This is a genomic window from Chryseobacterium sp. UF-290, from assembly GCF_058245615.1.
In genome coordinates, this window is sequence record NZ_JBSICB010000004.1 from 227,678 (window position 1) to 245,788 (window position 18,111).

At 38.2% G+C, this 18,111-nt stretch carries 18 protein-coding genes; 9 read left to right on the forward strand and 9 right to left on the reverse strand.

Annotated elements, in window-relative coordinates:
* Nucleotides 1–71 precede the first annotated feature (71 nt).
* Complete coding sequence (locus tag AC4IF5_RS06515; RefSeq protein ID WP_490732812.1) at nucleotides 72–401, forward strand: hypothetical protein; 330 nt, start codon at nucleotides 72–74, stop codon at nucleotides 399–401.
* Between the two features lie 195 nt (nucleotides 402–596).
* Here the strand turns inward: AC4IF5_RS06515 and AC4IF5_RS06520 are convergent, their stop codons facing one another.
* From AC4IF5_RS06520 to AC4IF5_RS06530, 3 genes are all read right to left on the reverse strand, one after another.
* Complete coding sequence (locus AC4IF5_RS06520; RefSeq protein ID WP_490732814.1) at nucleotides 597–1,364, reverse strand: TrmH family RNA methyltransferase; 768 nt, start codon at nucleotides 1,362–1,364, stop codon at nucleotides 597–599.
* Nucleotides 1,365–1,384: 20 nt separating this feature from the next.
* Entirely contained in the window at nucleotides 1,385–1,573 is a 189-nt protein-coding gene (locus AC4IF5_RS06525) for a hypothetical protein (protein WP_490732816.1), read from the reverse strand.
* A gap of 65 nt (nucleotides 1,574–1,638) precedes the next feature.
* Nucleotides 1,639–3,132 carry a DNA recombination protein RmuC gene (locus tag AC4IF5_RS06530; protein WP_490732818.1) on the reverse strand — a complete coding sequence of 498 codons (1,494 nt, stop codon included), beginning with the start codon at nucleotides 3,130–3,132 and terminating at the stop codon, nucleotides 1,639–1,641.
* A gap of 140 nt (nucleotides 3,133–3,272) precedes the next feature.
* On the opposite strand from AC4IF5_RS06530, the gene AC4IF5_RS06535 reads away from it, so the two are divergent.
* The 5 genes from AC4IF5_RS06535 (at nucleotide 3,273) to AC4IF5_RS06555 (ending at nucleotide 10,942) form a co-directional block, all read left to right on the forward strand.
* Nucleotides 3,273–3,947 (forward strand): response regulator transcription factor, encoded by a 675-nt coding sequence (locus tag AC4IF5_RS06535; protein WP_490732820.1) that lies wholly within the window; start codon nucleotides 3,273–3,275, stop codon nucleotides 3,945–3,947.
* A gap of 2 nt (nucleotides 3,948–3,949) precedes the next feature.
* A complete protein-coding gene (locus tag AC4IF5_RS06540) occupies nucleotides 3,950–5,311 on the forward strand; it encodes a sensor histidine kinase (protein WP_490732822.1) in 1,362 nt (453 codons plus the stop codon).
* 145 nt (nucleotides 5,312–5,456) lie between these two features.
* Nucleotides 5,457–6,731 (forward strand): TolC family protein, encoded by a 1,275-nt coding sequence (locus AC4IF5_RS06545; protein WP_490732824.1) that lies wholly within the window; start codon nucleotides 5,457–5,459, stop codon nucleotides 6,729–6,731.
* A 3-nt stretch (nucleotides 6,732–6,734) separates the two neighbouring features.
* Nucleotides 6,735–7,850 carry an efflux RND transporter periplasmic adaptor subunit gene (locus AC4IF5_RS06550; RefSeq protein WP_490732826.1) on the forward strand — a complete coding sequence of 372 codons (1,116 nt, stop codon included), beginning with the start codon at nucleotides 6,735–6,737 and terminating at the stop codon, nucleotides 7,848–7,850.
* Nucleotides 7,850–10,942, forward strand: coding sequence for an efflux RND transporter permease subunit (locus AC4IF5_RS06555; protein ID WP_490732828.1), 3,093 nt, complete (start codon nucleotides 7,850–7,852; stop codon nucleotides 10,940–10,942). Before AC4IF5_RS06550 ends, AC4IF5_RS06555 begins: the two co-directional genes overlap by 1 nt.
* 79 nt (nucleotides 10,943–11,021) lie before the next feature.
* On the opposite strand, the gene AC4IF5_RS06560 is transcribed toward AC4IF5_RS06555, so the two are convergent.
* Nucleotides 11,022–11,777 (reverse strand): DUF5995 family protein, encoded by a 756-nt coding sequence (locus AC4IF5_RS06560; protein WP_490732830.1) that lies wholly within the window; start codon nucleotides 11,775–11,777, stop codon nucleotides 11,022–11,024.
* A gap of 72 nt (nucleotides 11,778–11,849) precedes the next feature.
* Entirely contained in the window at nucleotides 11,850–12,113 is a 264-nt protein-coding gene (locus AC4IF5_RS06565) for a bacteriocin-like protein (RefSeq protein WP_490732832.1), read from the reverse strand.
* A 267-nt stretch (nucleotides 12,114–12,380) separates the two neighbouring features.
* Between AC4IF5_RS06565 and AC4IF5_RS06570 the strand changes: the two genes are divergently transcribed.
* The gene (locus AC4IF5_RS06570) at nucleotides 12,381–12,551 is read left to right on the forward strand and encodes a bacteriocin-like protein (protein ID WP_490732834.1); all 171 of its coding nucleotides are present in this window, start codon (nucleotides 12,381–12,383) and stop codon (nucleotides 12,549–12,551) included.
* Nucleotides 12,552–12,714: 163 nt separating this feature from the next.
* On the opposite strand, the gene AC4IF5_RS06575 is transcribed toward AC4IF5_RS06570, so the two are convergent.
* The 4 genes from AC4IF5_RS06575 to AC4IF5_RS06590 all read right to left on the reverse strand — a co-directional run bounded on the left by AC4IF5_RS06575 (nucleotide 12,715) and on the right by AC4IF5_RS06590 (nucleotide 16,816).
* Nucleotides 12,715–14,322, reverse strand: a complete 1,608-nt coding sequence (locus AC4IF5_RS06575; protein WP_490732836.1) for a GEVED domain-containing protein — start codon at nucleotides 14,320–14,322, stop codon at nucleotides 12,715–12,717.
* A 266-nt stretch (nucleotides 14,323–14,588) separates the two neighbouring features.
* Nucleotides 14,589–15,059: a YciI family protein gene (locus AC4IF5_RS06580; protein WP_490732838.1), complete on the reverse strand. Its 471-nt coding sequence runs from the start codon at nucleotides 15,057–15,059 to the stop codon at nucleotides 14,589–14,591.
* Between the two features lie 4 nt (nucleotides 15,060–15,063).
* Nucleotides 15,064–16,242 carry a nicotinate phosphoribosyltransferase gene (gene pncB / locus AC4IF5_RS06585; RefSeq protein WP_490732840.1) on the reverse strand — a complete coding sequence of 393 codons (1,179 nt, stop codon included), beginning with the start codon at nucleotides 16,240–16,242 and terminating at the stop codon, nucleotides 15,064–15,066.
* A 97-nt stretch (nucleotides 16,243–16,339) separates the two neighbouring features.
* A complete protein-coding gene (locus AC4IF5_RS06590) occupies nucleotides 16,340–16,816 on the reverse strand; it encodes a Dps family protein (protein ID WP_490732842.1) in 477 nt (158 codons plus the stop codon).
* A 382-nt stretch (nucleotides 16,817–17,198) separates the two neighbouring features.
* On the opposite strand from AC4IF5_RS06590, the gene rpsL reads away from it, so the two are divergent.
* On the forward strand, nucleotides 17,199–17,612 hold the full coding sequence (rpsL, locus tag AC4IF5_RS06595) for a 30S ribosomal protein S12 (RefSeq protein ID WP_002983146.1): 414 nt from the start codon (nucleotides 17,199–17,201) through the stop codon (nucleotides 17,610–17,612).
* Between the two features lie 22 nt (nucleotides 17,613–17,634).
* Complete coding sequence (rpsG, locus tag AC4IF5_RS06600; RefSeq protein ID WP_002983149.1) at nucleotides 17,635–18,111, forward strand: 30S ribosomal protein S7; 477 nt, start codon at nucleotides 17,635–17,637, stop codon at nucleotides 18,109–18,111.

The following is an 18,111-nucleotide window of genomic DNA, read 5'->3' on the forward strand; positions in this document are numbered from 1 at the left end:
TGTATTGTTCAAATAACAGAACAGAAGAAAATTTTATAAAACAATATTAACAAAATTAAATTTAATTTATTATGAAAAAGTCATTATTCGTAGCTGCTATCGCTGCAATCTCTTTAGTTGCTTGTAAAAAAACTGAAGCTACTTCTACAGAAGGTACAACTGATTCTGCTGCTGCTAGCTTAGCTGATTCTGCTGCTGTAGTTACTGATTCTGCTGCTAAAGTTGTTGATTCTGCTGCAACTGCTGCTGTAGATGCTACTAAAGATGCTGCTGCTGCTACAACTGCTGCTGGTGCTGAAGTTGCTAAAGATGCTGCTCAAGGAGCTGCTGACGCTGCTAAAGGAGCTGCTGATGCTGCTAAAGGTGCTGCTGATGCTGCTAAAGATGCTGCTAAGAAATAATTCTAGCGTAAGCTTAAAAATAAAAGAACCGTTTCACCCAGTGAGACGGTTTTTTTATGCTTTTTATTTTAATCTCTTTACCTGTCATTGCGAACCGGAGGCGAATCAATCTCATTGCATCAGAGCCAGGCTTTATCTGACAATATTATTGAATCTTAATGTCTAAAGATTTTTTTTAATCCTGAAAAAGCTGACTTATCCTTTCTTTTGCCTTAAAGACTCATAGCAGGTAATAGCCACAGCATTGCTCAGGTTCAAAGAATCGATGCTTCCGGACATAGGGATCAGGGTGTTCTTTCCCTTTCCGGTCCAGAAATCACTTAACCCCGAATGCTCAGTACCGAATAATACCGCAGAACGCTGTGTGAAATCTCTTTTATAAAGGTCCTCAGCACTTTCATCCATCAGAGTTGTATAAATGTTGAATTGATTTTTCTGAAGAAATTCCAGCGTTTCTTTATTTTCAGCCTGATAAACTTCCATTCCGAAGAGGCAGCCTACACTGGATCTGATTACATTGGGATTATAAAAATCGGTTTTTCCATCTGCTACGATAAGGGCGTCTATCCCAAATGCCTCACAACTCCTTAAAATCGCTCCAAGGTTACCGGGCTTTTCGACGCCTTCAACAATAATTACCGTAGAATTTTCTTTTGGAATGAATGAGGAAAGAGGTGCTTCTTTTGCTGCATATACTCCGATAATACCTTCAGAACTTCCTCTGTAAGCTATTTTTTCATATACCTTTTCGCTCACATAGTGGATTTTCCTGTCAGGAAGCCTGCCTTTAAAGATATTTTCACAGATAAAGAATTCTATAGGTTCAAAATCATACTGTATTGCCCTTTCATTCTCCTGTTGCCCTTCTACGACGAAAACTTTTGATTTTTTACGAAATCTGTTGTCAGTAAGAAGCTTAGTGACATTTTTTATCTTATCGTTTTGAAAACTTTCTATCAACATTCCGCAAAATTATGCAAAATTTATGATTGAGCTTCGTTGGTTTTGACAAAAAGGTTTTTCCATGTGATCTCAAACGGGATTTTATTTTTCCTTTTAAAATAGATAACGACTGAGATCATGACGACAATGGAAAGAAGTTTGTAAAGATTTCCATAGAGGTTTCCGGAAACATTTTCTGATACAGAATAGATTTCCCGGTACAGATTCATAAAGAAATGAAGAAATATGGCAGTCCAAAGGTTGTATCCGGACTCAAAATATACCCATGCAATTTTTATTCTGTTAAATTACTATTGTCAATAAGGCTTTGTGGCAGGTCTTTTTTATTTTTGATTCCCAGTGACTTCAGCTTCTGGGTCTGAATCACAAGGTTGTCATTTCCTGTATGAAGCTGCTTATAAGCATCATTGTAAACGTTTTTAGCCTGGTCAAGATTTCTTCCCACTTTCTCAAGATTTTCCACAAACCCTACAAACTTATCATAAAGCTTAGCGCCACGATCAGCGATTTCCATAGAATTTCTGTTCTGGTATTCGCGTTTCCACAGATCAGCAATCAGTTTCAGGGAAGTGATCAGGTTGCTTGGGTTCAGGAGAAGGATTCTTTTTTCATAAGCATAGTTCCAAAGGTTGGGGTCTGCCTGCATAGCGGCAATATAAGCCGGCTCACTTGGAATAAACATCATGACAAAATCCATTGATTTGTCGTAGTCGTCATATGCCTTCTGGCTTAGCTGTGCAATATGGTTCTTGATGGATCCGAGATGCTGGCTCAGTTTTATAGCATATACATCCGGATCGGTTTCGTCTATCAGGTCAGTGAAGGCTGTTAACGATACTTTGGAATCAATGATTACATTTCTTTCATCAGGATATTTAATAACGGCATCCGGCCGCATTTTTTTTCCTGAGAACTCAGAGAATAGCGCATTGTTATCTTCATCACGCAATTCATGTTCCAGGAAATATTCCCTTCCTTTTACCAGACCGGATTTTTCAAGGATGCTTTCAAGGATCATTTCTCCCCAGTTTCCTTGTGTTTTGCTTTCACCTTTTAAAGCCCTGGTGAGCTTTTTGGCATCGTCGGAGATCTGCTGGTTCAGCTCCGCGAGCTCCTTTACTTTTTCAGCAAGAGAGAAACGTTCCTTATTTTCTTTCTCATAGGCTTCATTGACCTTATTTTTTAAGTCTGCAATTTTTTCCTGGAAAGGATCAAGGATGTTTTTTAAATTATTCTGGTTTAATGTGGTAAACTTTTCTGTTTTCTCCTCAAGGATCTTGTTGGCCAGATTTTCAAACTGAAGTTTTGACTCCTCCTGTATTTTGGTGATTTCTTCCTTTTGGGTGTCCAGAGACCTTTGAAGGCTTTCATTTTTTGCGGTAAGCTCAGCGTTTTTGGCAAAAAGATCTTGTTTCTCAATGGTATAGGTATCTATCTGGGAAGTCTGTCTCAGATTGATTTGCTTTAATTCCTGAAACTGTGCTGTCAGTGAAGAATGTTCGGCTGATATTTTTGAAAACTCATTTTTAAGGTCATCCAGTAAATCCTGTTGAAGAATATTGGCTTCTCTCTCTTTGCTGATATTTTGATTAAGCTCCTGGATCTTCAGGTTTGAATTCTCCAGGTCAGATTGGGTTCTGATGAAGAAGGCGTTCAGGTCATCATAGGAACTTCTTGAAACCATTGATGATTTCAGTGCAAAGTATAAAATAACCGCTCCCAGTATTGCACCGGCAATACACCCAATAAATAAATATATCATCTCCATCTTCCAAAATTATGAAAAAAGGCTGGAAGTTACTATTGAGCAATTAATTTCTGAATATTCACAGAATTCACTCCTTTTAGGCCTGTCGCTTCCTTTCTAACATCAGAATTACCTATATTTATGGGAAATTTCAGCATTATATGAATATTTTATTGGTAGAGGATGATCAAAGAATCAGTAACTTTTTGATGAAAGGGCTTTCTGAAGCCGGTTACAATATGACGCTTGCCGATTCCGGTGAAAAGGCACGGGAATTTCTTCATACCTACGATTTTGATATTATTTTAATGGATATTATGCTTCCGGGATTAGATGGAATGCAGCTTACCCAGCTTATCAGATTCAAAGGAAACTATACCCCGATTCTGGTCTTAAGTGCTTTGAACAGCCCGGATGATAAAATTAAAATGCTGGATCTGGGAGCTGATGATTATTTGTCAAAACCCTTTCACTTTGAAGAGCTGATCTCAAGGATCAAAGCCCTGACGAGGCGAAACAGGTTAAGCTATCAAAAGGAAGATCATTACCTTACGTGTGGAAATATAGTCATTGATACTGATCTTCATAAAGTAACACAGAACGATAAGGAGATCGAGTTTTCTCCTACAGAATATAAACTTTTTACCTTTCTTATGGAGAATAAGAATAAGGTATTGAGCAGAACACAGATTTTACACAAGGTCTGGGGAATTGATTTTGACAACACTACGAATGTAGTCGATGTGTATATTTCCTATGTCCGTAATAAGATCGATGAAACCGAACATAAATTTATTCATACGGTGAAAGGAACCGGGTACTTAATTAAAGACTGACTATGACACTCAGAAACCGATTTACCCTTATCTCAAGCCTTTCATTCGGCATCGTGTCTATCATCACATCTGCGGTGATATTTTTCGCCTATTATGACAGCACGAAGATCTTTTATTTTGAAAAGCTGAGAAATACGGCACTTATTTCTGCAATCTACTACCTTGAGAAAGATGAGCTTCCGAAAGACAGGCATGCGCAGGTCAAAAAAGAATATAATCATCTTATTCAAAATAACAGGGTAGCGGTTTATAATCAGAATAATGAGGTCACATTCGGGCAGAATCTGAATGATAAGAATATAAAGCCCTCTCATTTGCAGGTGGTCAGAAACAACAAGAGAATACAATTCATGTCTGACAATCAGTTTTATTATGGGATCTTTTATCCGGACAACCAGGGCGATTTTGTTGTTTTTGTAAAATCTCCGGACGATTCATTCCAGTCACAGATCTTAAGGCTTGCCATTATTATGCTTTCCGTACTGATTATTGGCTTGCTGGCTATTTATTTCCTGAGCAGATATCTTTCAAAGGTTGTTTATAAACCTATTTCCAATGTGGTAGAACGGATTAATAAAGCAGAGTATAATAATATTGCCACGGCAATTACGTCAGCCAATACCAATGATGAGATTGAAGATCTGATCAGGTCTTATAATAAACTATTAGGCAGGATCTCTGAAAATGTCCTGTTGCAGCAGAACTTCATCAATTATGTTTCCCATGAGTTTAAAACTCCCTTAGCGGCTATTTCCGGAAACCTCGAAGTATTTGCCAAAAAGGACCGTACTCCTGAAGAATACCGGAAGGTGGCAAAAGAATCATTGGATCATGTTTACGAAATTGAAAACATCCTGAATAATCTCCTGCTGATGTCCGGTATGACAAAACTGGAAACTTCACATAAGCAGGTTAGAATAGATGAGCTGATCTGGAAAATTTATGAGAAGCTGGAACCTAAAGCAAAAGAAAAGAATTCATCCATTAAAATACAGCTTAACGTTGCAAAACCCGCCTTATTAGAAATGCCGGGAAATGAAACGTTACTTTATCTTGCATTATATAATATTGTAGAAAATGCCATCAAATATTCTGAATATAATCCTGTTGTAGTCATATTATCAGAAAGAGATCATCATCTGGTTATTGAAGTGAAGGATGAAGGTAAAGGGGTTCCGCAGGATGATCTTGTAAAAATAACCGAAACATTCTACAGAGGTAAAAATGTGGACGACATCAAAGGAAGCGGTATCGGCTTATCATTATCAAAAAGTATCTTTGACCATCATCGTATTGTGATGAAGATTGACTCTGCTGTCAATGTGGGAACTACCGTTACCCTTATATTTCCCTCTCATTCCTGATTACACTATTTGTAAAGACATTGTGGATTTTGTGTTGTAAAAAAGTTCTAATCAAACTCTAATGTTGGGCTAACTGAATTTTAATTTCATTCGAAATTGGCTCTAATATTAGATAGATAGCTTTGTGGTCTTAAAATAAGAGACCTTGAAGAAAATTCTTTTTACACTATTTTATATTCATTGCTTTAGCTTCTTTTCTGCACAGATTTCCGATACATTGAAAATCAGCAGACAGGAGGCTGAAGCAGTTTTTCTGGCTAAAAATCTGGACCTCATTGCACGGAAACTGGAAATATCCCAGGCAGAGGCCCGTGCTGTCCAGGCAAAATACTGGCCTAATCCTACCCTCAGCATCAGCGAAGTCAATCTATGGAGAACTTACGATATTGAAGAACAGCCAGCCCTTATAGGGAACTGGGGAAAGAATACCCAGATCTCTGCTGAGATAGAGCAGGTGATTCAGACTGCAGGGAAGAGAAGAAAAAATATTGAACTGCAGAAAATAGAAGTAGAAGGAGAGAAATATGAATTGCAGGAAGTGCTTCGGGAACTTAAGAAGTCTTTGAGGAATACCATCACAGAAATCCTTTACAACCAGGAGCAGCAGAAGATCTATCAGAGCCAGATCTCCTCTATTGAAAAATTAACAAAGTCTTACCAGAACCAGCTGAATCTCGGGAATATCAGTAAAGCAGAATATGTCCGCTTAAAAGCGCAGGAGATTGAATTCAAGAAAAAGCTGGTTTCACTGAAGCAGGAAATTGAAGAACAGCAGATGGAACTGAAAGCTTTGCTAATGGTACCTTCCGGTACTTATCTTATTATTTCCGATTCTTTTACCATGCCGGAAAAACAGCTTTCAGAAATTGAAGTATCACAGTGGCTTGAAAAGGCGAAGGAAAACCGTCCGGATATCCTGATCTCGAAAAATAAGGAAAAACATGCGGAGAAAAATCTGGAAATTCAAAATGCAATGAAAACTCCGGATGTTGCTGTTTCCATAGGCTATGATCGGGGTGGAAACATTATGAAGGATTTCATTGGACTGGGAGTCTCGTTTGATCTTCCCATTTTCGACCGGAATAAAGGAAATATTCAGGAAGCTAAACTTGAGATCGAGAAAAGTAAAAACGAAACCCGGAAAAATATGCTGAAATCTGAAAATGAAATTGTTTCTGTCTTCAGAAACTATATCAGGACACAACAGATTTCCGAAGAAATAGATGAGAATTACGAATCTACATTAGATGGCCTGCTGGTAAGCCATGAGAAAAATTTCCGGTTGAGAAATATCAGCATGCTGGAATATATGGACTTTCTGGATACCTATATCAGCAATAAAATGATCATTCTGGATACTAAAAAAGAACTTAATCAATACTATGAAAACCTGCAATATGTTGTAGGACAAGATTTATAAGATATGAACAAAAATACGACCCAATACATTGCTGCGATTTCTCTATCTGCCTTAGCAGTCTTTACGGGATGTACCGGAAAAGAGGAAAATAAACAGACTGAAAAAAGCTACTGCATCAGTAAAGAACTTAAGAAGGATATTAAACTGGTGAAAGCGGAAATGCTTCCTATAGAGGAAAGCATTACCCTTACCGGAGAAGTGGAGAGCAACTCAGATAAGACGGTTCCTTTTGTAAGCCTTGTGGATGGAGTGGTTACAGATACTTACTTTTCTTTAGGGGATTATGTAAAAAAGGGGCAGGTATTGGCCAGTGTAAAAAGTACTGCAGTCAATGAAATGCAGGATGATACCCAAACTTTACAGGCCCAGCTGGCAGTGGCCAAAAGAAAACTTGCTTCTGTAGAAGCGATGTATAAGGACGATATTGCTTCCCAAAAAGATCTTCAGGAGGCAAGATCTGAAGTAATGATTCTTCAGTCCAATATTTCCAAGACTCAGAAAAATATGCAGCTATATTCTGCAGGGGGCAGTACCATTCAGATCAAAGCTCCTGCGGACGGGTATGTTATTGCCAAAAATATTTCCAAAGGGATGCCTGTCACTGCAGGTGGTGATCAGCTTTTTACCATTTCCAATCTGGATAAGGTTTGGGTAATGGCGAATGTGTATGCTACCAATATGAGGCATGTATATGTAGACCAGCCTGTCGTGGTAAAGACCCTTGCTTATCCGGATGACAGCTTTTCAGGAAAGATCAACAATATTTCACAGGTATTCAATGAGAATGAAAGAGTGCTTAAAGCCAAAATTATTATGGATAATAATGGAATGAAGCTAAGACCTGGTATGTCGGCGGATGTTGTTTTACCGGTTAATTCACAAAATAAAAGCGCCCTGGCGATTCCTGCCAAAGCATTGATCTTCGACAACAACCAAAGCTATGTTGTGGTATATAAGAAAGACTGTGAACTGGAGATCAGACCGGTGACGGAAATAGCTTCCAACAGCCAGTATATCTATGTAGAAGGGAACCTGAAGCAGGGTGAAAATGTCATTGCTTCCAATGGACTGCTGATCTACGAAAACCTGAAGAACCCATTAAATAATTCCACGAAGTAATGCGAAAATTTGTACAGAATATAGTTTCCTTCTCTTTAAAAAACTCATTGATCGTTCTTTTGGGGACTTTTCTATTGCTGGCAGGAGGAATCTATTCCTATATACATACCCCTATTGAGGCTTTTCCGGATGTTACCAACACCAGAGTAAGGGTAATCACCCAATGGCCGGGGAGAAGTGCTGAAGAAATAGAAAAATTTGTCACCTTACCGATTTCCAAAGAAATGAATGCCATCCCGAATAAAACATCGGTAAGATCCATTTCATTATTCGGGCTGTCGGTTGTTACTGTGATCTTTGATGATCATGTGAATGATTTCTATGCGCAGCAGTACGCTTCCAATAAGCTGGGGAATGTGGATCTGCCCAATGGTGCGGAATATAGCATAGAGCCGCCATCCGGAGCTACGGGTGAAATCTACAGGTATATCATTAAAAGTAAATTACCGATTAAAGAAGTAACAGCAATCCAGGATTGGGTTGTAGAAAGAGAACTTTTAGCAGTTCCCGGTGTAGCTGATGTCGTGAGCTTTGGAGGTGAAGAAAAGACCTATGAAATAAAGATCAATCCTACGGAATTACACAATTATGACCTTTCCCCCCTGGATGTGTATGAAGCGGTTTCGAGGAGTAATATTAATGTGGGAGGAGATGTTGTGGCAAAAGGTGACCAGGCTTATGTAGTGAGGGGGATAGGTCTTTTAGAGAAAAAAGACGATATTGAGAATATTCAGATCGAAGTGAAAGGTTCTACCCCTATTCTGGTGAAGCATGTTGCGGAGGTCAAAGTGTCTGCAAAGCCCAGACTGGGTCAGGTGGGATACAATCAGGAAAATGATGTGGTAGAAGGAATTGTAATCATGCTTCGTGGGGAAAATCCAAGCGAAGTTATTGCAAAGCTGAAAGAAAGGATCGAAGAATTGAATGGAGGAGAGCTGCCGGGTGATGTCCAGATTGTTCCGATCATTGACCGTACAGAATTGGTGAATACAACAGTACATACCGTTTCCAAAAACCTGATCGAAGGTGTCATTCTGGTTTCCATTATTGTATTTATTTTCCTGTATAATTGGAGAACAACGTTCATTGTGGCCTCGGTTATTCCTCTGGCTTTCCTTTTTGCGATCATTATGCTTAAAATTCAAGGGTTGCCGGCTAATCTGATCTCTATGGGGGCGCTGGATTTTGGCCTGCTCCTCGAAGGAACGTTGGTGATCGTAGAACATGTATTTGTCGCCCTCGAACATAAAGCCAAGAAAATAGGACTAAGGCGGTTCAATAAAATTTCCAAGTTGGGAATCATTAAGAAAAGTGCCGGAAGTGTGGCAAGCTATATTTTCTTTGCTTTACTGATCCTTATTGTTGCTTTGATGCCGATCTTCTCGTTCCAGAAAGTTGAAGGAAAGATGTTCTCTCCACTAGCATTTACCCTGGGATATGCACTATTGGGTTCATTGATCCTGAGTCTGACCTATGTTCCGGCGATGTGTAAGCTTTTGCTGACAAAGAATATTGAGGAAAAAGAAAACTTTATTTCAAGATTCTTCAGAGTGAATATTTACAGGATTTATGAATTCAGCGACCGTCACAAAAAAGGATTTATCATAGGATTCATTGCATTGCTGGCTGTTTGTGGATGGAGATTCTCCAATTACGGATCAGAATTTTTACCTAAACTTAATGAAGGCGCGATCTATGTGAGGGCAACCCTTCCGAATAGTGTCAATCTCGATGAATCTGTTCGGCTGACCAAAGAGATGAAGGAGATCTTAATGAAATATGATGAAGTGAAATTTGTAATGACCCAGACCGGCCGGCCGAATGACGGAACAGATCCTACAGGTTTCTTTAATATAGAATTTAATATCCAGCTGAAGCCGGAAAATGAATGGAAGAAAAAAATATCCAAAGAAGAGCTTCTTGAAGAAATGAGAACTTCTCTTGAAAAATATCCGGGAATTAATTTTGGATTCAGCCAGCCGATACAGGATAACGTGGAGGAATATGTAGCGGGAGTAAAAGCGCCATTGGTAATCAAGATCTTCGGTAATGATCTGTTTGAGCTTGAAAACTATGCGAATCAGGTGGCTGGCTCTATCAGAACTGTTCCCGGAATTTCCGATGTGAATGTCTTTAAAAATATAGGACTTCCGGAATTAAGGATACAGCTTCATGACTCTAAAATGGCAAAATATGGTGTATCCACAGCAGATGCGCAGGCTGTTATCGAAATGACGATCGGCGGACAGGCTGCAACGAAGTTTTATGAGGAAGAAAGGATGTTTGATGTCATGCTGAGATTTGAGAAGGAATACCGTGATACTCCGGAAAAGATGGGGAATATTCTGATTCCTACTCAGGATAATAAAAAAGTTCCGTTGAAAGAGATTGCAACCATTGATTATCATACCGGACCTTCATTTATTTATCGTGAAGGAAACAGCAGATATATTGGAGTTGGGTTCAATATTGAAGGACGTGATTTAGGAAGTACGATCAAAGAAGCAAAAGCGAAGGTCGATAAAGAGGTAAAGCTGCCAAAGAATCATAAAATGACCTGGGCCGGAGAATTTGAAAGTAAAGAAAGAGCTGCAAAACAACTGGCGATGGTGATTCCGATTTCCTTAGTTCTTATCCTGATGCTATTGTACTTCAATTTCGGGAATATGAAAGATACGCTGATCTCTTCCATTACACTGGCATTCGCATTTATCGGGGGATTTTTGTCCCTTTGGTTTACAGGAACTATTTTCGGGATTTCAGCGGGAATTGGGTTTATTATTCTTTTCGGAGTAGCTACTATTGATGGTATCGTTCTGATTGGTGTGATGAAAGAGAATCTTCAAAACAGAATGTCACTTAAAGAATCGATTGCCCAAGGGGTTCAAAGCAGGATCCGCCCGGTTGTGATGATCGCTTTGATGGGATCTATGGGACTTCTTCCGGCAGCTATGTCTAACGGGATGGGATCGGAAATACAAAAACCTCTGGCTATTATGATTGTAGGTGGACTGATCATCTGTATGCTGCTGTCTTTTACAGTATTGCCGATCATCTTTCATTATGCTTACCGTAGAAAGCATAAAGCATAGAGAGACCTTATAGGTTCTTTTATTTTGTTCATTATTGGGCCGGGATCCGTGAGGAAGATCCCGGCTTTTTTTGATTTTATCAGGCATTTTTTGTCGATTCTAAAATTTCAATATTTTTGACAATATCACTGCTTTCACATTTTTTTAATTCCTTTAAAAGAGAAGGAGTGAGTATTTTTGGATTCAATACTTGTGTTGCGACTTTTGCTGCCGCGTAATCCACAATACTGATCACTGAATCTCTTAAGAAATTGGGTGTATTTGAAGTGATCACTGCCGTTGCCCATGAGGTATCTCTTGCCCTTGATATGGCAAAATCAAGCACAGTATTATCTTTACCGTTGGAGAGCTTATCTATCAGATCTACCGGATAACATATTTTGTTTAAAGAATCCTGCACATTCTGGTTGATCGAAGCAATAATGGTATTTATGTTTTCGAAATCTTTTTTCAATGGGTTTATTTTCCGGTAGGGCATGATAGAAGCTGCTGAAACTCCCAGGTCCAGATTGATATGGGCATTCATACCCAGGAAAATATGCTGTAATATGATCAGATCTTTATTTTGGGCTGCTTCAAAGGCGATATACCACGAGTGGGTACATTTTTTTCCTTTGCTGTAGCTTTCCCAGGCTTCCAGGTATCTTTGGGCAAAAGCGATGTCGAGTAAGGTCATTCTCTGGTTATCTTCAAATTTTTTCTGCTGAATACCTTTCAGTACCTGTACCGTCATGATCCGGTATGTACAGGCGAAATATCCTGCCGGACTTTTGTTTTCCTTACACCGGATGATGATATCATCAAGCTTTTTCAGAACTTCTTCGATAGTTTTCATGGTTGATTTTGTTTATTTAAAGATACTAAAAAAGTGAGTCGGCAAGACTCACTGCATTTATTTTTCCATTCACTATGGCTGTATCGGTACTAAAGGCCCCGGACCAATAGGACCAATAGGAACCAAAGGTCCACAGAATCCTGTTTCAATCATACATTTCCCGCCCATACATGAGTAACCGGTCATGGAGGTTGTTCCATCAGGGCATGCGATCATAGCTTCTCCGTAGCGGCTGCAATCTCTGTTGGAATAGCATTCTAAGGCAGGATACAAAGTTCCTCCTGATACTTCTTTAAGTTCTTTTCTTGAAAGTTTTGTAAAATTCATTTTTTTCATGGAATTCATTTTTAATGATACTATTGGTTGAGTTATAACTTGTTTACTATGAATATGATAAGTGTATTTCTGATACAGTTAAAGTAAAAAAAATAATTCAATTATTCAAGATATAATTTTATAAATGTATATAATTTTATTTATAATTTACTGAGATATAGTATTTTGAAAAATAAATTGTATATTTAATTCCATATAAAGAGAGATAAATAAGAGAGGAATCCGAAAATCTTAAAGAGTAGGAAATCAAATTAAACTAAATTAATCATGAAAAATTTAAAAAGCTTAAACAGAAAAGAGTTGAAAACTGTTTTAGGAGGAGCTATAGCAGCATGTGAAACCCCAATTGATGGAGGTTGTAGCCCGGGTTATATATTTTGTAGTAATCCTTACTGCTGTTATCCGCAGAGAAAACCGTTTATCTGTATTGACTACTAATAAACAATAAGAACGAGGTTGCCTTAAACGGGTGACCTCTTATTTTTTATCCTTTCAGATTATACATGTATTACATAAAAGGATCCATACATTAGTGACATAATAAAAGGGCTGTTTCAGAAATGAAACAGCCCTTTCAATTATAAAAATTGTTTTAAAGATATTATTTTTTAATAGCTTTTAGCGCTTTTACACTTCCGTCTTCCATATGAAGGTTGATCAGGTAAAGGCCTGAATTCAGATCAGAAAGGTTGAGCTCATTGCCGGCCTTAAGCGTTTTCACCTGTCTGCCGGAAACATCCGTTACAGAAATTGATTTCACTCCTTTTGTATCAGAAATTTTCAGAATATCTTTGAATGGATTAGGGTAAACGGAAATATCCGCTTTTTTGTTACCATTGATTTCCGAAGTGGCTAATACATCTTCTACTGTAATGGTATAGTCTTCAGCCTGTCCTTCATTGAGATCGGTGCATGGGTCCGATAGTTCTGTCCTCACAGAGGTTGTTGAACTATTAAATTGATATTTTATTCTCATTCTTGTATTGCCCAGGATTGCAGTAGCGGGTACCGCAATGCTTTTATTGACAGTGACTGTATTGCCAGTGCCTCCGGCGAAATCTGAAGTAACAAAATAGGATTCTCCTGCATCTGCAAAGCTTCCGTTCTGGTTCCAGTCTATAAATACTGTAAATCCGAATCGGTTACTACCTAGCCCGGTACCGGTAAGAGTTATAGGATAAGAGGTTCCTCTGGTAACAGTGGCTGCTTTGCTGATGAAATTTTCATGACCCTCACCTGCATTGGCCGTAGTGCTGGATGCATTGGTCAGATCACTGAATATGATATTGGATATTGGAAATACACTGCTTTTAGCAAAAAGAGGACCGCAGTATGGTGTAAAAGGATTAGTGGCTGTTGTGAAAGATATCTCCTGACATCCTGTTGCATTTCCTAAAGCATTCGTAGGAGTAACTGTTGCATAGAGGGTGGTATTTTCAGGAAAAGCATTAGATGATGTTGGGGTGTAAAAAGTACTGAAGGTTGTTCCGGAATATACATCTGAGCCTCCTGAGGTAGTGCCGATTTTTATTTGGTAGGCTTCTGCGCCTGCAGCAGCACTCCAGGCTATCTGCTGGCGTACAGAAGTTCCGGTTGCTCCATTGGCCGGGCTGCTTATGGTGGTACAGGTAGGAACAGCAGTGACTTCCTGTTTGATTTTTACATTATCTATCAAGCTATAAAAATCATATGTAGTACCTGCTGTACCTACAGTCTGGATTCTTAGCATAAAATCCCCGTTTACATTGGCGCTCTCAGGAATTGTGCCTGTATATGTAGCACATGTTTGAGCTGCGCTGGTTAATGTAATAGGTGTGCTTACAGGGGTATAGGTAGTGCCTCCGTTTGTAGAATATTCCACATTAATATTACCTCCAATAAGACTGGAAGTATTATAAGGTTGTGTTGAATATGAAAAAGAAATATCAATTTTTTTTCCATTAGCTGTTACGCTCGCCGGCTTTGTATAGACTAAGTTAATGGTTCTGTTAGTAGTACTCGAACCATAAGATTCTGCACCTATGGATGTAGTCCCATCGCAATTGCCAATAATGTATGAACCGGCTGTGGGACCTGATAATAAACCGGTATAGCCACCGCTTATTACAAATCCCGGATAGGTTCCATTTTCAAAGCTTTCAGTAACTAAAATCTGGGCACTGCTCATCATTGACAATGCCATGAATCCCGAGAATAGAATTTTCTTCATAAGATAAGTTTTTTTATTATACCGAATATAATAATTATTATCTTTGGTAATGGAAAATGTAATAAAATTCGTATTTTATTAAATATTATTTAAAAAATTACTATTCTTTGTGATTTATTTTGGTTGTTTTACTGCTTTAAAGGAGTATTTTAGAAATTGATAAAAGTGATTTAGCAGATAATTGTCTGAAAACCAGGATAAAATAGTGTTTAATTCTAATAAAGTGGTTGGTTTCAAAATTTCAGGAAAATTTTAAATAGATCCTGCTATGGATTTTCTTTAGATATTTCCTCATGATGTTTAAGGTATAAAGGCAATGCTGCAGATCCGTACCACGGGAAAATCTCATAGCTGAAAACGCCTGCCTGAACCGCAGGGTCAGTTTTTACCCACTGTTCAGCTTCTTCTTTTGATTGGGTATTGAAAATAAACATACCACGGTAGTTCTGCTTATTTTTCCCCAGAAAAGGTCCCGCCACCACAATTTTACCTTCGTCGGCGAGTTTTCCGATATTGGCCATATGGCCTTTCATTATATCTCCCATTTTTGTTTGATCATCAATCTTGACAGAACCTGTGGTGAGCATGACAATAGTATAGGGTTTCATTCCGTACTTATCTGCACCCAGAGATGTGGCTAATTCCTGATTAAATTTAGGACTTTCAGTTTTCTTTTCCTGCGCAGATGATGATATGGTTGCAAAAATAAATAGTGTTAAAAATATTCTTAGTATCATTGTATTAATCTTTTATTCTTAAAAATTCTTTAGCCAGCTCGATCATTTTCGGATCACCGGTATATTTTCCATGCTCATCAGAAAGCTTTACTGTTGGGATCCATTCTTTATTAGGAGCCTGTACACCGATCAGTTTCATCACAATATTCATTGGCTTTAATCCTACATCATTGGTAAGGTTGGTCCCTATACCAAAAGAGATGCCTATTTTTCCTCTGCAATAGCTGGTGATTTCTTCTACTTTTTCAAGATTCAGCGCATCGGAGAAAATAATATATTTAAACATAGGATTAATTCCGTTCTTCTGATAATGGGCAATGGTTTTATCGGCAAACTCTAAAGGATCACCACTGTCATGGCGTACCCCGTCAAAAAGCTTGGCAAACTTTTTGTCAAATTGCTGGAAGAAAACATCAGTAGTATAAGTATCTGAGAGTGCTACTCCCAGGTCTCCTCTGTATACATCCACCCAGTGTTCCAAAGCCAGTTCATTAGCCATTTTGAATCCATATTCAGCAGCATGGAACATAAACCATTCGTGAGCATGGGTCCCGATTGGCTTTACCCCATATTTCATTGCAAAATGAACATTGGAGCTTCCGATAAAGGTGGATTCCTTTTTCTGGGTTAAGGCTTCCATCACCAGGTTCTGTACTTTATAGGAATGTCTTCTTCGGGTTCCGAACTCAGCAAAGGTTACTCCAAGTCTGCCTAATGAATCTGCCTTTTCAATGGTTTTGCTCATAACCACTTCATTGGAGTCTCTTTCCATATGATTCATCTCATAATGGAGTTCGCTGATCAGTGCGAGCAAGGGAACTTCCCAAAGAATGGTTCTGTACCAGAGGCCTTCGACGATGACAGAAAGATCGCCTCCTTCCTGATGGATCTTTACTTCAGACGGGTCGTAATGATAGCCCTCCAAAAAATCAAGATAGGGCAGATCAATATAAGGACAGGTTCTTGCCATGAATTTTTTTTCATCCTTGGTAAGCTTAAGTTCTGCCATTTTATTGACGGCCTCTTTCAAGGCAACGTCAAAACCGTCAGGAAAGTGATGCTTACCTCTGTTGATGAATTCATATTTTACAATAGAATTAGGAAATAATTTCACCACAGCATTCTGCATGGTTATTTTATAAAAATCATTATCTAGAATTGAGTTCAGTCTTACATCGTTCATTATATGTGTAATTTTAACGCAAATATAAAAATAAAAAATAAAAATCGTCTAAATGTAAGACGATTTTTTTGAAATATTTCAATGCTTTTTGCTTGAGTTATTTTCCCAGATAAGAATTGTACATCCAAACTTCTTTCTCCTGCTCCGTAATATAGTCGCTCATCTGAGAGTTCGTACCTTCGTCACCTGCCTGGTCTGTAATATCTAAAAGCTCCCTCTGCAGATCGATCACCACTTTGAAAGAACTTAGAATCTGCTCAACACTTTTGGAGCCGTCAGTAACTTCTTTGCTTTCTTTGATGGTGGCTACCTTTAAATAATCAGAATAATTGTGTGCCGGAGTTGCTCCCAGCGTCAGGATTCTTTCTGCAATTTCATCAATCTTTAAAACAAGGCTGTTATACAACTCTTCAAACTTAGGATGAAGAGTGAAGAACTGATCGCCCTTGATGTTCCAGTGAGAACCTCTGGTGTTCTGATAAAATACAGAATAGTTGGCTAAAAGTACATTTAATTTTTCTGAGATGTTTTTGCAATCAGCTTCTTTAAGGCCGATAATACTAGCGTTTTTCATATGTATATATTTATTTTTTGAAGTTTATTTTTGTATATCTCAAATTTACGAAATATTGTGCCGAACTCCTCTGAATATTAATAGATGATAACTATACGAAAGTTTTTTAAAATAGTTTGGATGTATCAGATTCTGTTTGCATTTTTTATCCTGAATAAAATATGAAGACTGGTTTATATTTCATAATTATTTAATATTTATTTTTTTAGCGGTTAGATCTATTTTTTTTAATCTCTTTTCCGCATGTATATTATGCTTCTCTGATTGCCATATTGAATCGTGTCTGTTTTTTGATGTAAGTGTTTGATTTTAATTTTTATATAAGTGTTTGCAGATTAAAAAAATATTCCTATTTTTGCACCCTAAAATAAAAAGCAATTAAATGCCTACTATTCAACAATTAGTAAGAAAAGGAAGAGCCACGCTTGCCAAGAAGAGCAAATCGGCTGCCCTTGATTCTTGTCCACAAAGACGTGGTGTATGTACGAGAGTATATACTACTACACCGAAGAAACCTAACTCTGCACTTAGAAAAGTTGCAAGGGTAAGACTTTCTAACGGTAAAGAAGTTAACGCCTACATCCCGGGCGAAGGACATAATCTTCAAGAGCACTCGATAGTATTGGTAAGAGGCGGAAGGGTGAAAGACCTACCGGGAGTACGTTACCACATCGTAAGAGGTGCATTAGACACTGCAGGTGTAAATGGAAGAACACAGAGAAGATCTAAGTATGGAGCTAAGAGACCTAAACCAGGTCAGGCTGCAGCTGCACCAGCAAAAGGAAAGAAAAAATAATCATTAAATAAGGAATAAGACAATGAGAAAGACGAAAGCGAAAAAAAGACCGTTGTTACCAGATCCGAAATTTAATGATCAATTGGTAACTAGATTCGTAAATAACCTAATGCTTGACGGTAAAAAGTCAATCGCATTCAAAATTTTCTATGATGCATTAGATATCGTAGAAACTAAAAAAGGAGATAACGAAAAAACTGCACTTGAAATCTGGAAAGATGCATTGACTAATGTAATGCCTCACGTAGAAGTACGTTCCAGAAGAGTAGGTGGAGCTAACTTCCAGATCCCTATGCCAATCAGAGCTGACAGAAAAATTTCTATGGCAATGAAATGGTTAATCAAATATTCTAAAGCTAGAAATGATAAGTCTATGGCTTTGAAATTAGCTAACGAAGTTGTAGCTGCTTCAAGAGAAGAAGGTGCAGCTTTCAAAAAGAAAACTGATACTCACAAAATGGCGGAAGCTAACAAGGCTTTCTCGCACTTCAAATTCTAA

Coding starts and splice junctions, on each gene's coding strand:
- AC4IF5_RS06515 (WP_490732812.1), top strand. CDS start 72: ATGAAAAAGTCATTATTCGTAGCTGCTATCGCTGCAATCTCTTTAGTT.
- AC4IF5_RS06520 (WP_490732814.1), bottom strand. CDS start 1,364: ATGTTGATAGAAAGTTTTCAAAACGATAAGATAAAAAATGTCACTAAG.
- AC4IF5_RS06525 (WP_490732816.1), bottom strand. CDS start 1,573: ATGAATCTGTACCGGGAAATCTATTCTGTATCAGAAAATGTTTCCGGA.
- AC4IF5_RS06530 (WP_490732818.1), bottom strand. CDS start 3,132: ATGGAGATGATATATTTATTTATTGGGTGTATTGCCGGTGCAATACTG.
- AC4IF5_RS06535 (WP_490732820.1), top strand. CDS start 3,273: ATGAATATTTTATTGGTAGAGGATGATCAAAGAATCAGTAACTTTTTG.
- AC4IF5_RS06540 (WP_490732822.1), top strand. CDS start 3,950: ATGACACTCAGAAACCGATTTACCCTTATCTCAAGCCTTTCATTCGGC.
- AC4IF5_RS06550 (WP_490732826.1), top strand. CDS start 6,735: ATGAACAAAAATACGACCCAATACATTGCTGCGATTTCTCTATCTGCC.
- AC4IF5_RS06555 (WP_490732828.1), top strand. CDS start 7,850: ATGCGAAAATTTGTACAGAATATAGTTTCCTTCTCTTTAAAAAACTCA.
- AC4IF5_RS06560 (WP_490732830.1), bottom strand. CDS start 11,777: ATGAAAACTATCGAAGAAGTTCTGAAAAAGCTTGATGATATCATCATC.
- AC4IF5_RS06565 (WP_490732832.1), bottom strand. CDS start 12,113: ATGAAAAAAATGAATTTTACAAAACTTTCAAGAAAAGAACTTAAAGAA.
- AC4IF5_RS06570 (WP_490732834.1), top strand. CDS start 12,381: ATGAAAAATTTAAAAAGCTTAAACAGAAAAGAGTTGAAAACTGTTTTA.
- AC4IF5_RS06575 (WP_490732836.1), bottom strand. CDS start 14,322: ATGAAGAAAATTCTATTCTCGGGATTCATGGCATTGTCAATGATGAGC.
- AC4IF5_RS06580 (WP_490732838.1), bottom strand. CDS start 15,059: ATGATACTAAGAATATTTTTAACACTATTTATTTTTGCAACCATATCA.
- pncB (WP_490732840.1), bottom strand. CDS start 16,242: ATGAACGATGTAAGACTGAACTCAATTCTAGATAATGATTTTTATAAA.
- AC4IF5_RS06590 (WP_490732842.1), bottom strand. CDS start 16,816: ATGAAAAACGCTAGTATTATCGGCCTTAAAGAAGCTGATTGCAAAAAC.
- rpsL (WP_002983146.1), top strand. CDS start 17,199: ATGCCTACTATTCAACAATTAGTAAGAAAAGGAAGAGCCACGCTTGCC.
- rpsG (WP_002983149.1), top strand. CDS start 17,635: ATGAGAAAGACGAAAGCGAAAAAAAGACCGTTGTTACCAGATCCGAAA.